The 17,082-nt window shown below is 67.4% G+C and carries 11 protein-coding genes; 5 read left to right on the plus strand and 6 right to left on the minus strand.

Annotated elements, in window-relative coordinates; translation table 11 throughout:
* Positions 1 to 79: 79 nt before the first annotated feature.
* Genes IFT67_RS08650 through IFT67_RS08670 form a run of 5 tightly spaced genes read right to left on the minus strand, consistent with a single transcriptional unit; the run spans position 80 to position 8,045 of the window.
* Positions 80 to 1,717, minus strand: a complete 1,638-nt coding sequence (locus tag IFT67_RS08650) for a GH35 family beta-galactosidase (RefSeq protein WP_192146240.1) — start codon at positions 1,715 to 1,717, stop codon at positions 80 to 82.
* Between the two features lie 5 nt (positions 1,718 to 1,722).
* A complete protein-coding gene (gene uxaC, locus IFT67_RS08655; protein ID WP_192146242.1) occupies positions 1,723 to 3,135 on the minus strand; it encodes a glucuronate isomerase in 1,413 nt (470 codons plus the stop codon).
* On the minus strand, positions 3,132 to 4,424 hold the full coding sequence (locus tag IFT67_RS08660) for an MFS transporter (protein ID WP_446740799.1): 1,293 nt from the start codon (positions 4,422 to 4,424) through the stop codon (positions 3,132 to 3,134). Before IFT67_RS08660 ends, uxaC begins: the two co-directional genes overlap by 4 nt.
* Positions 4,421 to 5,632, minus strand: coding sequence for a D-mannonate dehydratase ManD (gene manD / locus IFT67_RS08665; protein WP_192146244.1), 1,212 nt, complete (start codon positions 5,630 to 5,632; stop codon positions 4,421 to 4,423). The genes IFT67_RS08660 and manD overlap by 4 nt, the downstream gene beginning before the upstream one ends.
* Before the next feature lie 10 nt (positions 5,633 to 5,642).
* Positions 5,643 to 8,045: a glycoside hydrolase family 3 N-terminal domain-containing protein gene (locus tag IFT67_RS08670; RefSeq protein ID WP_446740800.1), complete on the minus strand. Its 2,403-nt coding sequence runs from the start codon at positions 8,043 to 8,045 to the stop codon at positions 5,643 to 5,645.
* A 117-nt stretch (positions 8,046 to 8,162) separates the two neighbouring features.
* On the opposite strand from IFT67_RS08670, the gene IFT67_RS08675 reads away from it, so the two are divergent.
* From IFT67_RS08675 to IFT67_RS08685, 3 genes are all read left to right on the plus strand, one after another.
* On the plus strand, positions 8,163 to 10,307 hold the full coding sequence (locus tag IFT67_RS08675; protein WP_244647208.1) for an alpha-glucuronidase family glycosyl hydrolase: 2,145 nt from the start codon (positions 8,163 to 8,165) through the stop codon (positions 10,305 to 10,307).
* A 41-nt stretch (positions 10,308 to 10,348) separates the two neighbouring features.
* Positions 10,349 to 12,460, plus strand: coding sequence for a GDSL-type esterase/lipase family protein (locus tag IFT67_RS08680; RefSeq protein ID WP_342450589.1), 2,112 nt, complete (start codon positions 10,349 to 10,351; stop codon positions 12,458 to 12,460).
* Between the two features lie 128 nt (positions 12,461 to 12,588).
* Complete coding sequence (locus tag IFT67_RS08685) at positions 12,589 to 13,728, plus strand: glycoside hydrolase family 43 protein (RefSeq protein ID WP_244647209.1); 1,140 nt, start codon at positions 12,589 to 12,591, stop codon at positions 13,726 to 13,728.
* 71 nt (positions 13,729 to 13,799) lie between these two features.
* On the opposite strand, the gene IFT67_RS08690 is transcribed toward IFT67_RS08685, so the two are convergent.
* Entirely contained in the window at positions 13,800 to 14,714 is a 915-nt protein-coding gene (locus IFT67_RS08690; RefSeq protein WP_192146250.1) for a LysR family transcriptional regulator, read from the minus strand.
* Positions 14,715 to 14,800: 86 nt separating this feature from the next.
* On the opposite strand from IFT67_RS08690, the gene IFT67_RS08695 reads away from it, so the two are divergent.
* Positions 14,801 to 15,835, plus strand: a complete 1,035-nt coding sequence (locus tag IFT67_RS08695; protein ID WP_192146636.1) for an aldo/keto reductase — start codon at positions 14,801 to 14,803, stop codon at positions 15,833 to 15,835.
* A gap of 11 nt (positions 15,836 to 15,846) precedes the next feature.
* Complete coding sequence (locus tag IFT67_RS08700; RefSeq protein ID WP_192146252.1) at positions 15,847 to 17,040, plus strand: MFS transporter; 1,194 nt, start codon at positions 15,847 to 15,849, stop codon at positions 17,038 to 17,040.
* The last annotated feature ends 42 nt before the right edge of the window (positions 17,041 to 17,082 follow it).

Raw genomic sequence — 17,082 nt, forward strand, 5'->3', positions numbered from 1 at the left:
GGATACGTTAAATCTTGCGCAATTTATGATAGCGCTATCATATTATGAGTAATTGTCTGACCGATCGGTGTCAATAGTTTCAGCGGTAGCGGTACAGTTTGACCCGCTGAATCTGCCATTCGCCGGCCGGCAGGCTGATGTGACGGCCCTGATGAGTCTGATCGCCGTTGAGCAGCCGACCCGCCACCCAGCGTCCCGTAGTGTCGAAACGCCCCTCGTACGCGCTGTCGATACCGGCAAGCCCGGGGCCGTCGCCGATCGGCTTGAAGGTGACGGTGATGCCCTGCCCCGCGACCAGAAACTCTTCCGGTCCGGTCTGGACGATCATCCCGCCATAGCTCGCCATGTCGGGTTTCGCGACCGGCCGCTGGATATCGGCATAGGCGATCGTGAACCGGTATCCGCCGATGTCGCGCGTCTGCGGTTCGTAGATCACGGTCTCGTCATACAGAACGCGCGGCTTGAACCCCGCCATCCGGTTCGAGCCCTGCGCGGCGAGGATCTGCGGCGAAAGCTGCGCGATCACGTCATAGGCCTTGGCCAGATCGCCCGGCGCATCGTCGGCGGAGTCGATCGAAAACGGGCCGAAGCCGATCGCGTCATGCTCGCCATAGGCATAGAATGCGTTGGCCGGGACAGCCGCATTGTCCGCATTGTTGGCTTCGGGAATGAACAGCGGGTTGTCCGGGCGTTTGTAGCGGCCGACCAGGTCGACATAGTTCGGAAAATAGATGTCGGGCGCGAGGAAATCGATCGTCGGCGCACCGGCCTTCCACACGTCGATCAGATGCGGCAACGGACCGCCGCTCGGATATTCGCCGGGTGCACGGCCGGGACGGTTGAGCGCGACGTTGACGTACATCGGCATCGGATACGCCGCCTTGCCCGCCGCGGTCAGCTGATCGGCGAAACGCGCATAATACCAGGCGGTGAACACTTCCGCGGCCGCATCGCCCGCGCCGAACAGGTCCTCCCAGGAGCCTTGCGTCTTCGCGCCACGCTCGACCCACATCGCGTGCATCTCGGGAACGAGGTTCGCCTTGTGCGCGGTCAGATACCGGACGAGTTCGGTCGGCACCGGCTGGCGGTACGCGGCTTCGGCGAGCGGGCCGTAATCGCGGGCGACCGGCAGCATCCCGATCTCGTTCTCGACCTGCATCATCACGACGGTGTTCTGCGTGCCGTCGACCGCCTTCAGATGCGCCATCAGCGCGGCATAGGCGCGCTGGTCCGCCTTCAGCGTCTCGGGCGCGAATGCCGAGAGGATGTCGACGCCCTGCCCGTTCGGGCCCTGCGCGCGCGGAAACCGCGTCTGGTCGCGCTTCACCCAGGCAGGCACATAGGTCGACATCGAATTCTTCCACGCGCCGAACCAGAGGATCACGAGCTTCAGGTCGGCGGCGCGCGCATCGCGCAGCATGGTATCCACCGAGGTCCAGTCGAACTGGCCTTCGCGCGGCTCGATCAGTTCCCACGCGACCGGCGCGAGAACCGTGTTGAGGTGCATCGCGCGCAGTTTCTTCCAGTGCGGCGCCATGTACGCCGCGCTGGACGCCGCCGAATTGCTCAGCTCGCCCCCGATGATCAGCATCGGCTTGCCGCCGACGATCAACTGCGTCGCGCTACCCTGTTTGCGCAGCGAGGGTGCGTCGGCAAGCGCGGGCGTCGCGACCGAGAGCGCGGTCAGCGCCAGGATCGAAGTGCGCAATGTCATCATGTGTGTCACAGCTTGTAGGCATCCTTGACCAGGTCATAGGCAAGCGCGCGGGCGACCTCATGCGCCTCGTCCTCTTCGAGCCGGTGTTCGGCGACGAGTTTGGCGAGGAACGCGCAGTCCATCCGGCGCGCGACATCGTGGCGCGCGGGGATCGCCAGGAAGGCGCGCGTGTCGTCGTTGAAGCCGACCGTGTTGTAGAAGCCGGCGGTCTCGGTCGCGCGTTCGCGAAAGCGGCGCATCCCCTCCGGGCTATCGTGGAACCACCAGGGCGGGCCGAGCCGCAGCGACGGATAATGCCCGGCGAGCGGCGCGAGTTCACGCGCGTAGGTGTCCTCGTCGAGCGTGAAGAGGATCAGCGTGAGCCGGGGATCGTTGCCGAACCGGTCGAGCAGCGGTTTCAGCGCACGGACGAACTCGCCGGGCAGCGGGATGTCGCCGCCCTTGTCGCGACCGAAGCGCGCCAGCACCGACGCGTTGTGACTGCGCGAGACGGCGGGGTGGAGCTGCATCACCATCCCGTCCTCGACCGACATCGCCGCCATCTCTGTCAGCATCTGTGCGCGGAAGAGTTCCGCGTCCGCGGCGGTCGGCTGGGCCATGACGCGGGCGTAGAGCGCGTCCGCTTCGGTAGGCGTCAGGTCCGCCGTCGCCGCCGATGGGTGGCCGTGATCGGTCGAGGTCGCACCCGCCGCGCGGAAGCGTGCGCGGTGGAAGCGGTGCGCGGCGAGATAGCCCGCATAGCTGCCGACATCGGCGTTCGCAGTCTCGCCGAAGCGGCGGACGTTGGCGGCGAAACCTGGCGTGTCGGGATCAACGACCGGGTCGGGGCGATAGGCGGTGACGACGCGGCCATTCCAGTCGCTGGCGCGGATCGCGGCGTGATGCTCCAGCGGGTCTAGCGGACTCTCCGTGGTCGCGATCAGCTCGATCCCGAACCGGTCGAACAGCGCGCGGGGGCGGAACTCGGGCGTCTTCAGCGCAGCATCGATCGTGTCGAAATACAGGTCCGCGGTCGCAGGTTCGAGGCGGACGTTGATCCCGAACGCCTCGGCGAACACCCAGTCGAGCCACATCCGCGACGGCGTGCCGCGGAACAGGGGGTAGTGGCCTGCGAAGATGCGCCAGATTTTCCGCGGATCGGTTTCCGTCGCGCTGCCATCCACCGTCGGGACGCCGAGTGCGTCGAGGGGCACGCCCTGGCTGTAGAGCATGCGGAACACATAATGATCGGGCACGATCAGCAGCGAGGCGGGATCGCTGAACGCCTCGTTCCTTGCGAACCATGCCGGATCGGTATGGCCGTGCGGGCTGACGATCGGCAGGTCCTTCACGCCCGCATGCAGCGCGCGCGCGATGTCGCGGGTGCGCGGTTCGTCGGGGAACAGGCGATCGGGATGAAGGCGCAAAGGCTTGGTCATAGGAGGCGTTCCGGAGGCACCTGTGCATAGCGCGGCACGATGAGGTGGATGACGGCGAGCGCGACGAGATAGGCGCAGGCCGCGACGATGAAGATCGGCTGGTAGCTGCCGACGGTCTCGAGGATGGAGCCGGCGAACTTCGCCATCAGCATCCCGCCGACCGCGCCAGACAGCCCGCCGAGGCCGACGACCGAGCCCGTCGCCCAGCGTGGCAACAGGTCGCCCGGCAACGCGTAGAGATTGGCCGAGAACCCCTGGTGCCCGGCGCAGGCGAGGCCGATCATCAGCACCGCCCACCACATGTTCGGCACCTGCGTCGCGAACGCGATCGGCACCGCACACAGCGCACAGACGAACATCGCGGTTTTCCGCGCCCGGTTGACGCTCTGCCCCCGGCCGATCAGCCGCGACGAGAACCAGCCGCCGGCGACCGAACCGACGTCGGCGAGCAGATACACGGCGATCAGCGGCGGGCCGAATGCCAGCATCGTGATGCCGTATTGCTTGTTGAAGAAGTCGGGCAGCCAGAACAGGAAGGTCCACCACACCGGATCGATCAGGAACCGGCCGAGCATGTAGGCCCAGGTCTGGCGCTGGCGCAGCAACGTCTTCCACGCCACCGGCCGACCGGGCTCGACCGGTTCGCTCTCGATATAGGCGAGTTCCTCCGGCGTGACCCTGGGATGCTCGCGCGGGCGGCGATAGAAGCCGAGCCATGCGACCAGCCAGATGACGGTCAGCAGCCCGGTCAGGATGAACGCCCAGCGCCAGCCCATCGTCACCGCGATGATCGGCACCACCAGCGGCGTCAGGATCGCGCCGACGTTCGAGCCTGCGTTGAAGATGCCGATCGCCAGCGCGCGCTCGCGTCGGGGAAACCATTCGTTGGTCGCCGCGATCGCCGCCGGGAACGTCCCCGCCTCCCCCAGCGCGAGCGGGATCCGCGCGAGGATCATGCCGCCGGTCGAGGTGAAGAACACGTGCGCGACATGGCCGAGCGTCCACAACGTCACCGCCAGCGCATAGCCGACGCGCGCGCCGACCCGGTCGATCAGCCGGCCGAACATGACGTAGCTGAGGCCGTAGGCAGCCTGGAACCAGATGGCGAGATCGGCATAGCCCGTCTCGCTCCAGCCGTAGCGGACCTGGAGATCGGGCTTGAGCGTCGGCAGGACGAGCCGGTCGATATAGCTCAGCACCACGGCTGCAAACAGCAGCGCGCAGACGATCCAGCGGATCCGACCGCGCGGCTTGTCGATCACGCGAGCGGCCGTCACGTCGCCGCTCACCAGTTGCACAACGTGCCGTCTTCCAGTCGCGCGACCGGAAGATAAGCACGTTTATACTCGTAGGTCGCCGCGAGATCCTCGTCGATGTCGACGCCCAGCCCCGGTGCCTCGCCCGGATGCATCATGCCGTCGTCGAAGCTGTATGCGTGCGGGAAGACCGCATCGGTCTCGTCGGTGTGCGGCATATGCTCCTGCACGCCGAAATTGGGCACCGACAGCCCGAAATGCAGCGCCGCCGCCATCGCCACCGGCGACAGGTCGGTCGCGCCGTGACAGCCGGTCCGCACCTGGTACAGGTCGGCGAGCGACGCGATCCGGCGCAGATGCGTGATACCGCCGGCATGCACGACGGTCGCGCGGATATAGTCGATCAGCTGGTTCTGGATCAGGTCCTTCGCGTCCCAGATCGAATTGAACACCTCGCCCACCGCGATCGGCGTCGTCGTGTGCTGGCGGATCAGCTTGAACGCCTCCTGGTTCTCGGCCGGCGTGGGGTCCTCGATCCAGAACAGATTGTACGGCTCGAGCGCCTTGCCGAGCCGCCCCGCCTCGATCGGCGTCAGGCGGTGGTGGATATCGTGGAGCAGATGCACGTCCCAGCCCATCGCCTCGCGCGCTGCCTTGAACAGTTCGGGCACCACGCGCAGGTATTTCTCAGTCGACCAGACGCTCTCGCTCGGCAGGTCGGCATCGGCGGGTTCGTAGCGCGCGCCGTGCTTGGCGACGCCGTAGGTCGAGGCGAGCCCCGGCACGCCGCATTGCAGCCGGATCGCCTTGTAGCCCTTAGCCTGCTCGGCCTTGGCGACCGCGATCGTGTCCTCGATCGTCGTGCCGTTGGCATGCGCGTAGACCATGCACGCATCGCGCGCCGCGCCGCCGAGCAGCTGGTACACCGGCATCCCCGCGAGCTTGCCCTTGATGTCCCACAACGCGGTATCGACGGCCGCGATCGCCGCCATCGTCACCGGCCCTCGGCGCCAGTACGCGCCCTTGTAGAGGTACTGCCAGACGTCCTCGATCCGGTGTGCGTCGCGGCCGATCAGGCACGGTACGACGTGGTCGGTGAGGTAGCTAGCGACGCTGAGTTCACGGCCATTGAGCGTCGCGTCGCCGAGCCCGGTGGTACCATCGTCGCATTCGATCTTCAGCGTGACGAAATTGCGCCCGGGGGAGGTGACGATGACGCGGGCGGAGACGATCTTGGGCATGGGCAGTCCCTCAGGCGATTTCGAGAATGGCGGTCTTGAGATGTGCGGAATCGGGTCCGACCGAGATGTCGAACAGGCCGGGCTCGACGACCTCGCGCATGTTGAGGTCGAAGAACCGGAATGCGTCGGGGCCGAGCGCGAACTGCACGGTCTTGCGCTCGCCGGGCGCCAGCGTGACGCGCTCGAACCCCTTCAGTTCGATGACCGGTCGCGCGACCGACGAGACCTGGTCGCGCACGTAGAGCTGCACCACTTCGTCGCCGGCGCGCTGCCCGGTATTCGTCACGTCGACCGCGACCGTGACGGTCCCGGCGATCCCGATCTTCGGCGCAGACAGGCGCGGCGTGCCGATCTCGAACCTGGTGTAGCTGAGCCCGAACCCGAACGGGAACAGCGGCGCGGTGGTGTCGAACAGATAACCGCGGCGCGCGGACGGCTTGGCGTCATAGAACACCGGCAATTGCCCCGTCGACCGCGCGACCGTCACGGGCAGCTTGGCGCCCGGATTGATGTCGCCGAACACCGCCTCGGCGATCGCGGTGCCGCCTTCCTGTCCGACATACCAGCATTCGAGCAACGCGTTTGCGCTCTCGACCGCGGTCGGCCAGGATGGCGGGCGGCCGTTGATCGCGACGACCACGACGGGCTTGCCGGTCGCCTTCATCGCCGCGAACAGCGCATTCTGTTCGCCGAGCAGGTCCAGGCTGGTGCGATCGCCGAGATGCGTCTTGGCATAGCCCTCGCGGCTGGTCTGTTCGGTATCGCCGATCGCGAGCAGGATGACGTCGGCGCTCTTCGCCACCTCGACCGCCTCGGCGATCAGCTGGCGGTTCTTCGCAGGGTCGGCGAGCAGCACTTCGTTGGCAGAGCGATCCTCGTTCTGGGTGATGAACACGCCCTGCGCATGGACCATCTCCGCCTTGCCCTTTAGCCGCGCGCGCACGCCGTCGAGCAGCGAGACGGTCGCCTTGGGGATCGACGAATAGCCACCGAGCCGCGCGATCGCCGCATTGGGGCCGATCACCGCGACCGTCTTGTGCGCACCCGCCGTCAGCGGCAGCGTGCCGTCGTTGACGAGCAGCGCGATCGAGCGTCGCGCCGCCTCCAGCGCCAGTGCGCGCGCCTCGGCATTGCCGGTCAGCCGCGCGGCGGCCTTCGGATCGACGATCGGCTGTTCGAACATGCCCGACCGGACCTTCATCGTCAGCATCCGCCGGCACGCCTCGTCGACCGCCTCGACCGACACTTTGCCGGCGCGCACCTGATCCGCGAGCGAGCGATAGGCCTCGCCGTCGGGCAGGTCGGAATCGACGCCCGCCGCCATCGCGAGGCGGGCCGCGGCGTCGCGATCGACCGCGATGTGGTGCAGCGAGGCAAGCTCGCCGATCGCCGCATAATCGCTGACGATCGCGCCATCGAAGCCCCATTCGCCGCGCAACACGTCGTGCAGCAACCAGCGATTGGCGTGGCTGGGGACGCCGTCGATCTCGTTGTACGACGGCATCACCGCGCCGATCCCGGTGCGTGCGACGACGGAACGGAACGGCGGGAAGAAATTCTCGCGCAGTTCGCGTTCGGCGATCGGCGCGGGCGCGACGTTCTCGCCGCTTTCGGGCTGGCCGTGCCCGGTCATGTGCTTCAGCGTAGCGAAGACCTTGCCCGGCGCCAGCGTCTTGCCCTCGCCCTGCAGGCCGATCACCGCGGCGACACCCATTTCCCCACACAGATACGGGTCTTCGCCGAACGTCTCCTCGATCCGGCCCCAGCGCGGATCGCGCGCGATGTCGACGACCGGCGACAGCGCCAGCACGGTGCCGTGTGCGCGAACCTCGCGCGCGATCACCGCGTTCACGCGGCGGACGAGCTCGCGGTCGAACGAACCCGCCAGCGCGATCGCCTGCGGAAAGCTCGTCGCTTCGGGCGCCATGAAGCCGTGCAGCGCCTCCTCATGGAACAGGATCGGGATACCGAGCCGGCTGCGAGTCGTCGCCCAGCGCTGCGCCGCGTTGACGAAGGCGATCGTATCGGCGGGCGCGCGCCAGCGACCGGTGACGTCGGTGCCCGTGTTCGCGGCGGTCGCGGCACCCCCGCGATCGGACGGCCGCGCGATCTGGCCGATGCCGTTCGGATAGGCGGTATCGGCGCGCGCGGGATCGAATTTCAGCGCCGCATCCATCACCTGCCGCTTGGTGGTCGACAGCGTGATCAACTGTGCGACCTTCTCGTCGAGCGTCATGCGGGACAGCAGATCGCGCACCCGCAGATCGACCGGCGCACGCGCGTCCTTGTAAATCGCGGGTGCCGCCGCGGCGCACGCGATACCGGGTGTCAGGGCTGCGACCGAGGCGGTTCCCAGCCAGCCGAGCACGCTGCGGCGGTTGGTCGCGATCGAGGCGATTGTGTTGCCGGACACCCTGTTCTCCTGTTTTGAAACGCGGCATTGCTGTCGATGCCGTCGTCGTGATAGCGATAACATGTCCGACAAACAGAACCGTTGTCAATGCGCGGTCGGTCGGCGGGAGAGGAAAGAATGACGCTATTCGGCAAGCTCGTCGTCGCGATCACGATGATCGTCACGGGGACCACCGCGGCGCAGGCGGAGGACGGGTACGACCTCTGGATGCGCTATCGCCCGCTCGCGGCGACGCAGGCCGGCGCGCTGAACCGAAGCGTGCAATCGATCGAACGCAGGGGCGACACGCTGACGCTCCGCGTTGCCGCCGACGAAGTCCGCCGCGGGATCGCCGGGCTGTCCGGGCACGCGGTCGCCGACGGCGCGAGCGCGCATCCGATCGTGCTGGCGACCGCAACGGACCGCGACGTCGCCGCACTCCGCCTGCCGCTCACGACGCTGGGCGACGAAGGCTATATCGTTCGCACGACGACGATCGGCGGCAAGCGCGCGACGCTGGTGACGGCGAACACCGATCGCGGCGTGCTGTACGGCAGCTTCGCGCTGCTGCGGTACGTCCAGACCGGCGGCAGTCTCGACCGCATCGACCTGACGTCCGCGCCCAGCGTGAAACTGCGCGTGCTGAACCATTGGGACAATCTGGATGGCGTCGTCGAGCGCGGCTATGCCGGCGTGTCGCTGTGGGACTGGTGGACGCTCCCCAATCTCCGCGATCCGCGCTACACCGATTACGCGCGCGCCAATGCCTCGATCGGCATCAACGGCACCGTCCTCAACAACGTCAACGCGAAGGCCGAAAGCCTGACGCCGCGCTATATCGCCAAGGCGGCGGCGCTGGCGGACGTGTTCCGGCCGTACGGGATCAAGGTGTACTTGTCGGCGCGGTTTTCGGCACCGATCGAACTCGGTGGCCTCAAGACCGCCGACCCGCTCGATCCACAGGTCGCGGCATGGTGGAGGGCGAAGACCGACGAGATCTACCGTGCGATCCCCGATTTCGGCGGCTTCCTTGTGAAGGCGAACAGCGAGGGCCAGCCGGGTCCGCGCGACTATCACCGCAGCCATGCCGACGGTGCCAACATGCTCGCCGCTGCGGTCGCGCCGCATGGCGGGATCGTGATGTGGCGCGCGTTCGTCTATGCCGAGACCGACCCCGACGACCGCGCGAAACAGGCGTACACCGAGTTCAAGCCGCTCGACGGCAAGTTCGCGGCCAATGTCATCGTCCAGGTGAAGAACGGCGCGATCGATTTCCAGCCGCGCGAGCCGTTCCATCCGCTGTTCGGCGCGATGCCGAAGACGCCGCTGATGATCGAATTCCAGATCACCAAGGAGTATCTCGGCTTCGCGACTCACCTCGCCTATCTCGGGCCGCTGTTCGCGGAGACGCTGGCGAGCGAGACGATGCGATCGCCCGGCGAGACTGTCGCGAAGGTCGTCGACGGGTCTGTCGAGGGGCATAAACTGACCGGGATGGCCGGCGTCGCAAATATCGGGCGCGATCGCGACTGGGCGGGCTCCACCTTCAACCAGGCGAACTGGTATGCGTTCGGACGGATGGCATGGGATCCGACGCTCGGCGCCGCCCCCGTTGCGCGCGAATGGGCGGCGATGACATTCGCCCCTTCGCCCGCCGTCGTCGATCCCGTCACGCGCATGATGATGGGATCGCGCGAGGCGGTGGTCGATTACATGACCCCGCTCGGTCTCGCGCACGTCATGGCGACGGGGCATCACTACGGCCCCGGCCCGTGGATCGCGGACCTCAAGCGCCCCGAATGGAACCCGGTCTATTACCACCGCGCCGACAGGGCGGGGATCGGCTTCGACCGGACGAAAACGGGGAGCAACGCGGTCGCGCAATACGCACCCGATCTCGCCCGCCGGCTCGCCGATCCAGCGACGACACCCGAGCGTGAACTGCTGTGGTTCCACCATGTGCCGTGGGATCGGCGGATGGCGTCGGGGCGGATCCTGTGGGCGGAAATGGTCCATGATTATGATGCCGGCGTCGGCTATGTCGGCGACATGCGTAGACAATGGGATGGCCTGAAGACGCAGATCGACGCGGGACGCTGGGACAAGACCGCGACGTATCTGGCGATCCAGGAACGCGAGGCGCGATGGTGGCGCGATGCGAGCCTGTCCTATTGGATGTCGGTCAACCGCCTGCCGCTTCCGGTGGGTACGCGCGCACCCGAACACGATCTGGCCTGGTACAAGGCGCAGAACTTTCCGTACGCACCGGGCAATCCGCAATGATCGGCGGATCGAGCCCATTGCGGCCTAAGCGGTGGCCAATAGTGCTCATCCTGGGCGCGATGATCGTGACGGGCGCAGGCGCACGCGACGTCGTTCCCGCGCATCCCCATACGCCGTGGATCGCGAGTTGGGGCTCGTCGCAGATGATCGCCGAGGGCGAGAATGCGCTCCCCGCCGACCGTGCGGGCGCGATCACCTTGCGGCAGGTGGTGCGGCTGTCCGCGGGCGGCGCGCGCATCCGCGTTCGCCTGTCCAACGCGTTCGGCACGCGCCCGCTCGCGATCGGCGGCGCGCACGTCGCGCGGTCGGTCGCGCCCGGCACGCCGCAGATCGAGCGAGGCGCACGGCTGACCTTTTCGGGACGCGCCGATGCGATGATCCCGGCGGGGGCGGAGGTCTATTCGGATCCGATCGCGTTCCCCGTTGCACCCGGCGCAGACCTCGCCGTGAGCCTGTACCTGCCGGACGCCGCCAGCCCGCAGACCGGCCATCCCGGTGCGCGCGCGACGAGCTTCACGCTCGCCGGCGATCATGTCGACGCCGCGACGCTGGCCGACGCGACGTCGACGACGCGCTGGTATGCGCTGGCGGATGTCGAGGTCTCGGGCACCGCGAATGCCGGGACGATCGTCGCGATCGGCGATTCGATCACCGACGGCTACGGCGTGAAGCCCGAGCGCAACAGCCGCTGGCCCGACGTGTTGGCGCAGAGACTGCGCGCGCGACCGGCAACGCAGGCGATCGGCGTCGTCAATGCCGGGATCGGGGGCAATCGCATGCTGCTCGACGGGCTCGGCCCCAATTTGCTCGCCCGCTTCGATCGCGACGTGATCGCGCGCAGCGGCGTGCGCTGGGCGATCGTGCTGGAGGGCGTCAACGATCTCGGCGTCCTCACCCGCGACGCCCCCGCCACCCCTGCGCAGCACGCCGCGATCGTCGCGCAGATGACGGCAGGCTACGCGCAGATCGTCGCGCGCGCGCACGCTCACGGGATCAAGGTCATCGGCGGCACGGTGATGCCGTTCGGCGGCAACGACTATTATCATCCGGGCGCCGCGAACGAGGCCGACCGTCAGGCGGTCAACCGCTTCATCCGCACGTCGGGCGTGTTCGACTCGGTGATCGACTTCGACCGGCTGATGCGCGATCCCGCGCATCCCGACCGGCTCGCCCCCCCTTATGATTCCAGCGATCATCTCCACCCGTCCGAGGCCGGATATCGAATCATGGGGGAGGCCGTACCGTTGGCGTTGTTCGACAGTACCGCGTCGACTTCGCGCGCGGTGATCGGGGCTGCGGGTCGCGTGGCGGTCGCACCGGCCGGCGATCGGCGTCCTGCGATCGCGCTGACCTTCGACGACATCCCGGCGCACGGACCGCTCGCGCCCGGCCAGACGCGCGTCGGCGTGATCCGCGACATCGCCGCTGCATTGGCCAAGGCGAAGGCACCCGCGTTCGGTTTCCTCAACGCCGGGTTCGGGCTCCACACGCCCGACGATGCCGCACGCGCGATCGCCGCGTGGCGCGCCGCCGGACTGCCGCTCGGCAACCACACCTATTCGCACGTCAATCTCGATCAGGTCGGTGCCCCCGCCTTCGCCGCCGAGGTGACGCGCAACGAAGCCGCGCTGGCCGCCGCAGCCAAAGGCACCGACTGGCACTGGTTCCGGTATCCGTTCCTCGCGGAGGGCAGCACGCCTGCACTACGCGACGCTGCACGGACGGCGTTGCACGAACGCGGCTACCGTGCCGCCGCGGTGACGGTGAGTTTCAACGACTTCAAATGGAACCCGGTTTACGCCGCCTGCGCGGTCAAGCGCGAAGCCGCCGCCATCGAGGCGCTGGAGGCCAGCTTCCTCGCCGACGCCCGCGCCGCCGCGCTGACCGCACGCGCGCGAGCGCACACGCAGGTCGGACGCGACATCCCCTATGTCCTGCTGATGCATGTCGGTGCGTTCGACGCACGCATGCTGCCTCGCCTGCTCGCACTCTACCGCGACATGGGCTTCCGGTTCGTGACGTTGCAGGAAGCCGAAGCCGATCCTTATTACGCCAGCGCAACTGACCTGTCGCGACCGGGACCGACACCCGCGCTGGCCGGACCGCCATCCGCGCCCGCCCTTGCCGGACCGCCCGCCGACCTCTGCCTCTGACCACCCGGACCGACGGCGCCGATCAGCGCTTGCCGGTGTCCGCGGCCGTGATATGATAGCGCTATCTCTCCACATCCGTGGACCACAGATCTCATAGAAGATCGTTTATCAGGAAGGATCGAAAGGCCATGCGCCTCTGTATACCCGGCCATATCCCCGCCCTCGTCGTCGCGTTGCCCGTGATGATCGCCTCGGGCATCGCGATCGCCCAGACTGCCAAGGCGCCCGCCAAGACGCCCGCCGCAACAGCGCGTGCCGCCAAGGCCGAACCGCGCAGTCCCGACGGCAAGCGCTATCTGGCGCAGCCCCTGGTCGCCAAGATCTTCGCGGCGGATCCGTCCGCGCATGTCTTCAACGGCAGGATCTACGTCTATCCCAGCCACGACGTCGATGCGGGGATCCCCGACGACGATCTCGGCAACCAATATGCGATGCACGATTACCGCGTGCTGAGCATGGATCGCCCCGGCGGCCCGGTGACGATCCATCCGGTCGGCATCGACGTGAAGCAGATCCCTTGGGCTTCGAAGCAGACCTGGGCACCCGACGCCGCGTACAAGAACGGCATTTATTATCTCTACATGCCCGCGCGCGACAAACAGGGCGTGTTCCGGATCGGCGTCGCCACCTCGAAATCGCCGACCGGCCCGTTCAAGTCGGAAGCGCTGCCGATCCGCGGCAGCTTCTCGATCGATCCGGCGGTGTTCAGCGATACGACCGGCGAGAGCTACATGTATTTCGGCGGCATCTGGGGCGGCCAGCTCCAGCGCTGGACAACCGGCAAGTTCGACCCGAACGGCGGCGATACCGACCTGAAGCAGGACGACAAGCCTGCCCTCGCCCCCAAGGTCGCACGGATGTCCGCGGACATGAAACAGTTCGCCGAAGCGCCACGCGACGTTCGGATCGTCGACGAAGCCGGCAAGCCGATCCTCGGCGGCGACCACGACCGGCGCTTCTTCGAGGCGTCATGGATGTTCAAGCGCGGCGGCAAATACTACTTCACCTACTCGACCGGCGACACGCACTTCATCGCCTACGCGGTCGGCGACAATCCCTATGGTCCGTTCCGCTATACCGGTCATATCATGACGCCGGTGCAGGGCTGGACCACGCACCACTCGATCATCGCGTTCAAGAACCGCTGGTGGCTGTTCTATCACGACACGCAACTGTCGAATAAGAACCACCTCCGCTCCGCCAAGATGACCGAATTGTCGTTCAACGCCGACGGCACGATCCAGCAGATCGATCCGTTCAAGGACTGACGCGGAACCGGGGAGCGTTCGCGCAGCCAGTTGCCGCCTCGTTCGTCATGACGACGGCAGGCGCCGAAAATTCACGCGCTCAGGCCGGGCTGCGCGGCGAGGAAATCGACGAAGGCGCGGACGCGAGCGGGGACGTTCGTGCCGCCGACGAAGACTGCGTGGATCTGCTCGACGTCGCCCGGATTATACGCTTCGAGCACCGCCACCAATCGGCCCGCGGCGATATCGTCGACCACGCTGAAGGCGCCGACGCGCGCCAGGCCGACGCCGGCGGCGGCGAGCTGGCCGAGCGTCTCGCCGTTGTTCGCTTCGATATTGCCCCGCACCGACAGCGCGATCGCCTGTCCGTCGCGGCGGAACGGCCAGACCGGTTCGACCCGGCGGAAGTTGAAGTTGAGGCAATTGTGACGGTGCAGGTCTTCGGGCTGCGTCGGCGTTCCCCAGCGTGCCAGGTAGTCCGGCGACGCGACGATCACGCGGCCGCTCTCGCCGATCTTGCGAGCCGTCAGCAGGCTGTCGGCGAGCGGACCGAAGCGGATCGCGACGTCCGCCTGCCCCGCGGCGATATCGACGATGGCGTCGGTCAGCGCGAAATCAAGCACGATATGCGGGTGGAGGCGGACGAATTCGCCGAGCAGCGGGACGATGCAGAGCCGCCCGTGCGACAGCGCGGCGCTGATCCGCAGCCGTCCGCGGGGCGAGCCCTGATCGGCGATCTGCTGTTCGGCGTCGTCGAGGTCGGCAAGGATACGCCGCGCGGTCTGGAGATAGACCTGGCCCTCCGCAGTCGGTGTCAGCGCGCGCGTCGAGCGCAGCAACAGCCGGACGCCGAGCCGCGCTTCGATCCGGTCGATCGAGCGCGCGACCGCCGACGGGGTCAGCCCGAGCGCGCGTCCCGCCCCCGAAAAACTGCCCGCGCGCATGACCGCCGCGAAGATTTCCAACGCGCGGGCACGATCGGTGCCCATCGGCATCTTTGCGTCCATGTCAAAAATCCTTCGCTGTCATGCGGTCTAATACGCGGTAGCGCGACGGGCCATCTATGCCTCGACGCATAGATTGGGATACGCACATGGACTATCGGCAATTGGGATCTTCGGGCCTGCGCGTACCGGCGCTGAGCTTCGGCACTGCGACCTTCGGCGGCACCGGCCCCTTGTTCGGCGCGTGGGGCCGCAGCGACGACGTCGAGGCACGGCGGCTGGTCGATGTCTGCCTGGAAGCGGGCGTGACGCTGTTCGATACCGCCGACGTCTATTCGAACGGCGCCTCGGAGTCCGTACTCGGCGCGGCGATCGAGGGCCGCCGCGATCAGGTCCTGATTTCGACCAAGACCGGTCTGCCGATGGGCGATGGCCCGCAGGATTGGGGTGCATCGCGTGCCCGCTTGATCCGCGCGGTCGAGGATTCCTTGCGGCGGCTGGGGACCGATTACATCGACCTGCTCCAGCTTCATGCGTTCGATGCGTCGACCCCCGCAGAGGAAGTGATGGGTACGCTCGACCTGCTGATCGGCGCGGGGAAGGTGCGGTATGCGGGCGTGTCGAACTATCCGGGCTGGCAGGTGACGAAGGCGCAGGGCATCGCCGATCGTCACGGCTGGCCGCGGCTCGTCGCGCATCAGGTCTATTACTCGCTGATCGGCCGCGCCTATGAGGCGGACCTCATGCCGATGGGTATCGACCAAGGCGTCGGTGCGCTGGTGTGGAGTCCGCTGGGCTGGGGCCGCCTGACCGGCAAGATCGGACGCGACCGGCCGATCCCGGCGGGCAGCCGCCTGCACGACACCGAACAGTTCGCGCCGCCGGTCGAGACCGAGCATCTGTACCGCGTGATCGACGCGCTGGAGGCAGTTGCGGCGGAGACGGGCAAGAGCGTGCCGCAGGTCGCGATCAACTGGCTGCTGCGCCGCCCGACGGTCGCGTCGGTGATCATCGGCGCGCGCAACGAGGCGCAGTTGCGCGACAATCTGGGCGCAGTCGGCTGGGAATTGTCGGTGGAACAGGTCGCCGCGCTCGATGCGGCGAGCGACGTTCTGCCGGCTTATCCACACACCCCGTACCGCCAGCAGGAGGGGTTCGCCCGCCTGAACCCTTCGCTGGTTTGAGGAACGACATCATGAAGTTCAATCCCGGCCTGCTGGCCCTGTCCGTCGGTGCGTTCGGCATCGGCGTGACCGAATTCGCACCGATGGGGCTGCTGCCCGTCATCGCGCAGGACCTCGGCGTCTCGATCCCGACCGCGGGGCTGCTGATCAGTGCCTATGCGCTCGGCGTCGTCATCGGTGCGCCGCTGATGACGTTGACCACCGGACGCGTGCCGCGGCGGACGCTGCTGATCGCACTCGCCGGCATCTTCACGATCGGCAACCTGCTCGCGGCGGTGTCGACCGGTTACGGCATGTTGATGGCAGCGCGGATCCTGACCTCGTTCAACCACGGCGCGTTCTTCGGCGTCGGTTCGGTCGTCGCGGCCAGCCTCGTGCCGGCGGAGCGACGCGCGGGCGCGGTGGCGGCGATGTTCATGGGGCTGACGATCGCCAACGTCGTTGGCGTGCCGCTCGCGACCTGGGCGGGCGATCATCTCGGCTGGCGCGCGTCATTCTGGGGTGTTTCGGCACTCGGCGTGGCGACGATGGCGGCATTGCGGCTGACGTTGCCGGCTCTGCCCGCCCCCAAGGGCAGCGACGCGATGGCGGAACTGCGCGTGCTGACCCGCGGGCCGGTGCTGGGCGCGCTCGGCCTGACCGTCGTCGGTGCGAGCGCGATGTTCACCGTCTTCACCTACATCACGCCGATCCTGCGCGAGGTCACGCACGCCTCGCTCGGCTACGTCACCGCAATGCTGGTGACGTACGGGCTGGGGCTGACGCTCGGCAACTGGCTGGGCGGACGGTTCGCCGATCGCTCGGTCGACCGCACGTTGATCGTCACGCTCGCCTCGCTCACGGCAATCCTCCTCGCGTTCGCGGTGGTGATGCCGTTCAAGGTACCGACGGCGATCCTGATATTCCTCTGGGGCATCGCCAGCTTTGCGCTCGTCCCGCCACTCCAGATCCGCGTGATGCACGCCGCGGCAGACGCGCCTAACCTCGCTTCCGCGATGAACATCGGTGCGTTCAATCTCGGCAACGCGATCGGCGCAGCGGTCGGCGGCGGCGTGATCGCAGCAGGGTTCGGCTATCCGGCCGTCGCCGTGGCAGGAGCCGTCGCGTCGGCGCTGGGGCTGATCGCGGTCATCGTCAGCGTTCGCAGGAATATCGCGCATAGTCAGCGCCATCCGGCTTCGGCGGATACGGTCGAGGCTATGTAGAAGCCGACCCGCGATGGACGGGGACCGAACACGCATCGCCTG

Source organism: Sphingomonas sp. CFBP 13728, assembly GCF_014841895.1.
Classification (GTDB): Bacteria; Pseudomonadota; Alphaproteobacteria; order Sphingomonadales; family Sphingomonadaceae; genus Sphingomonas.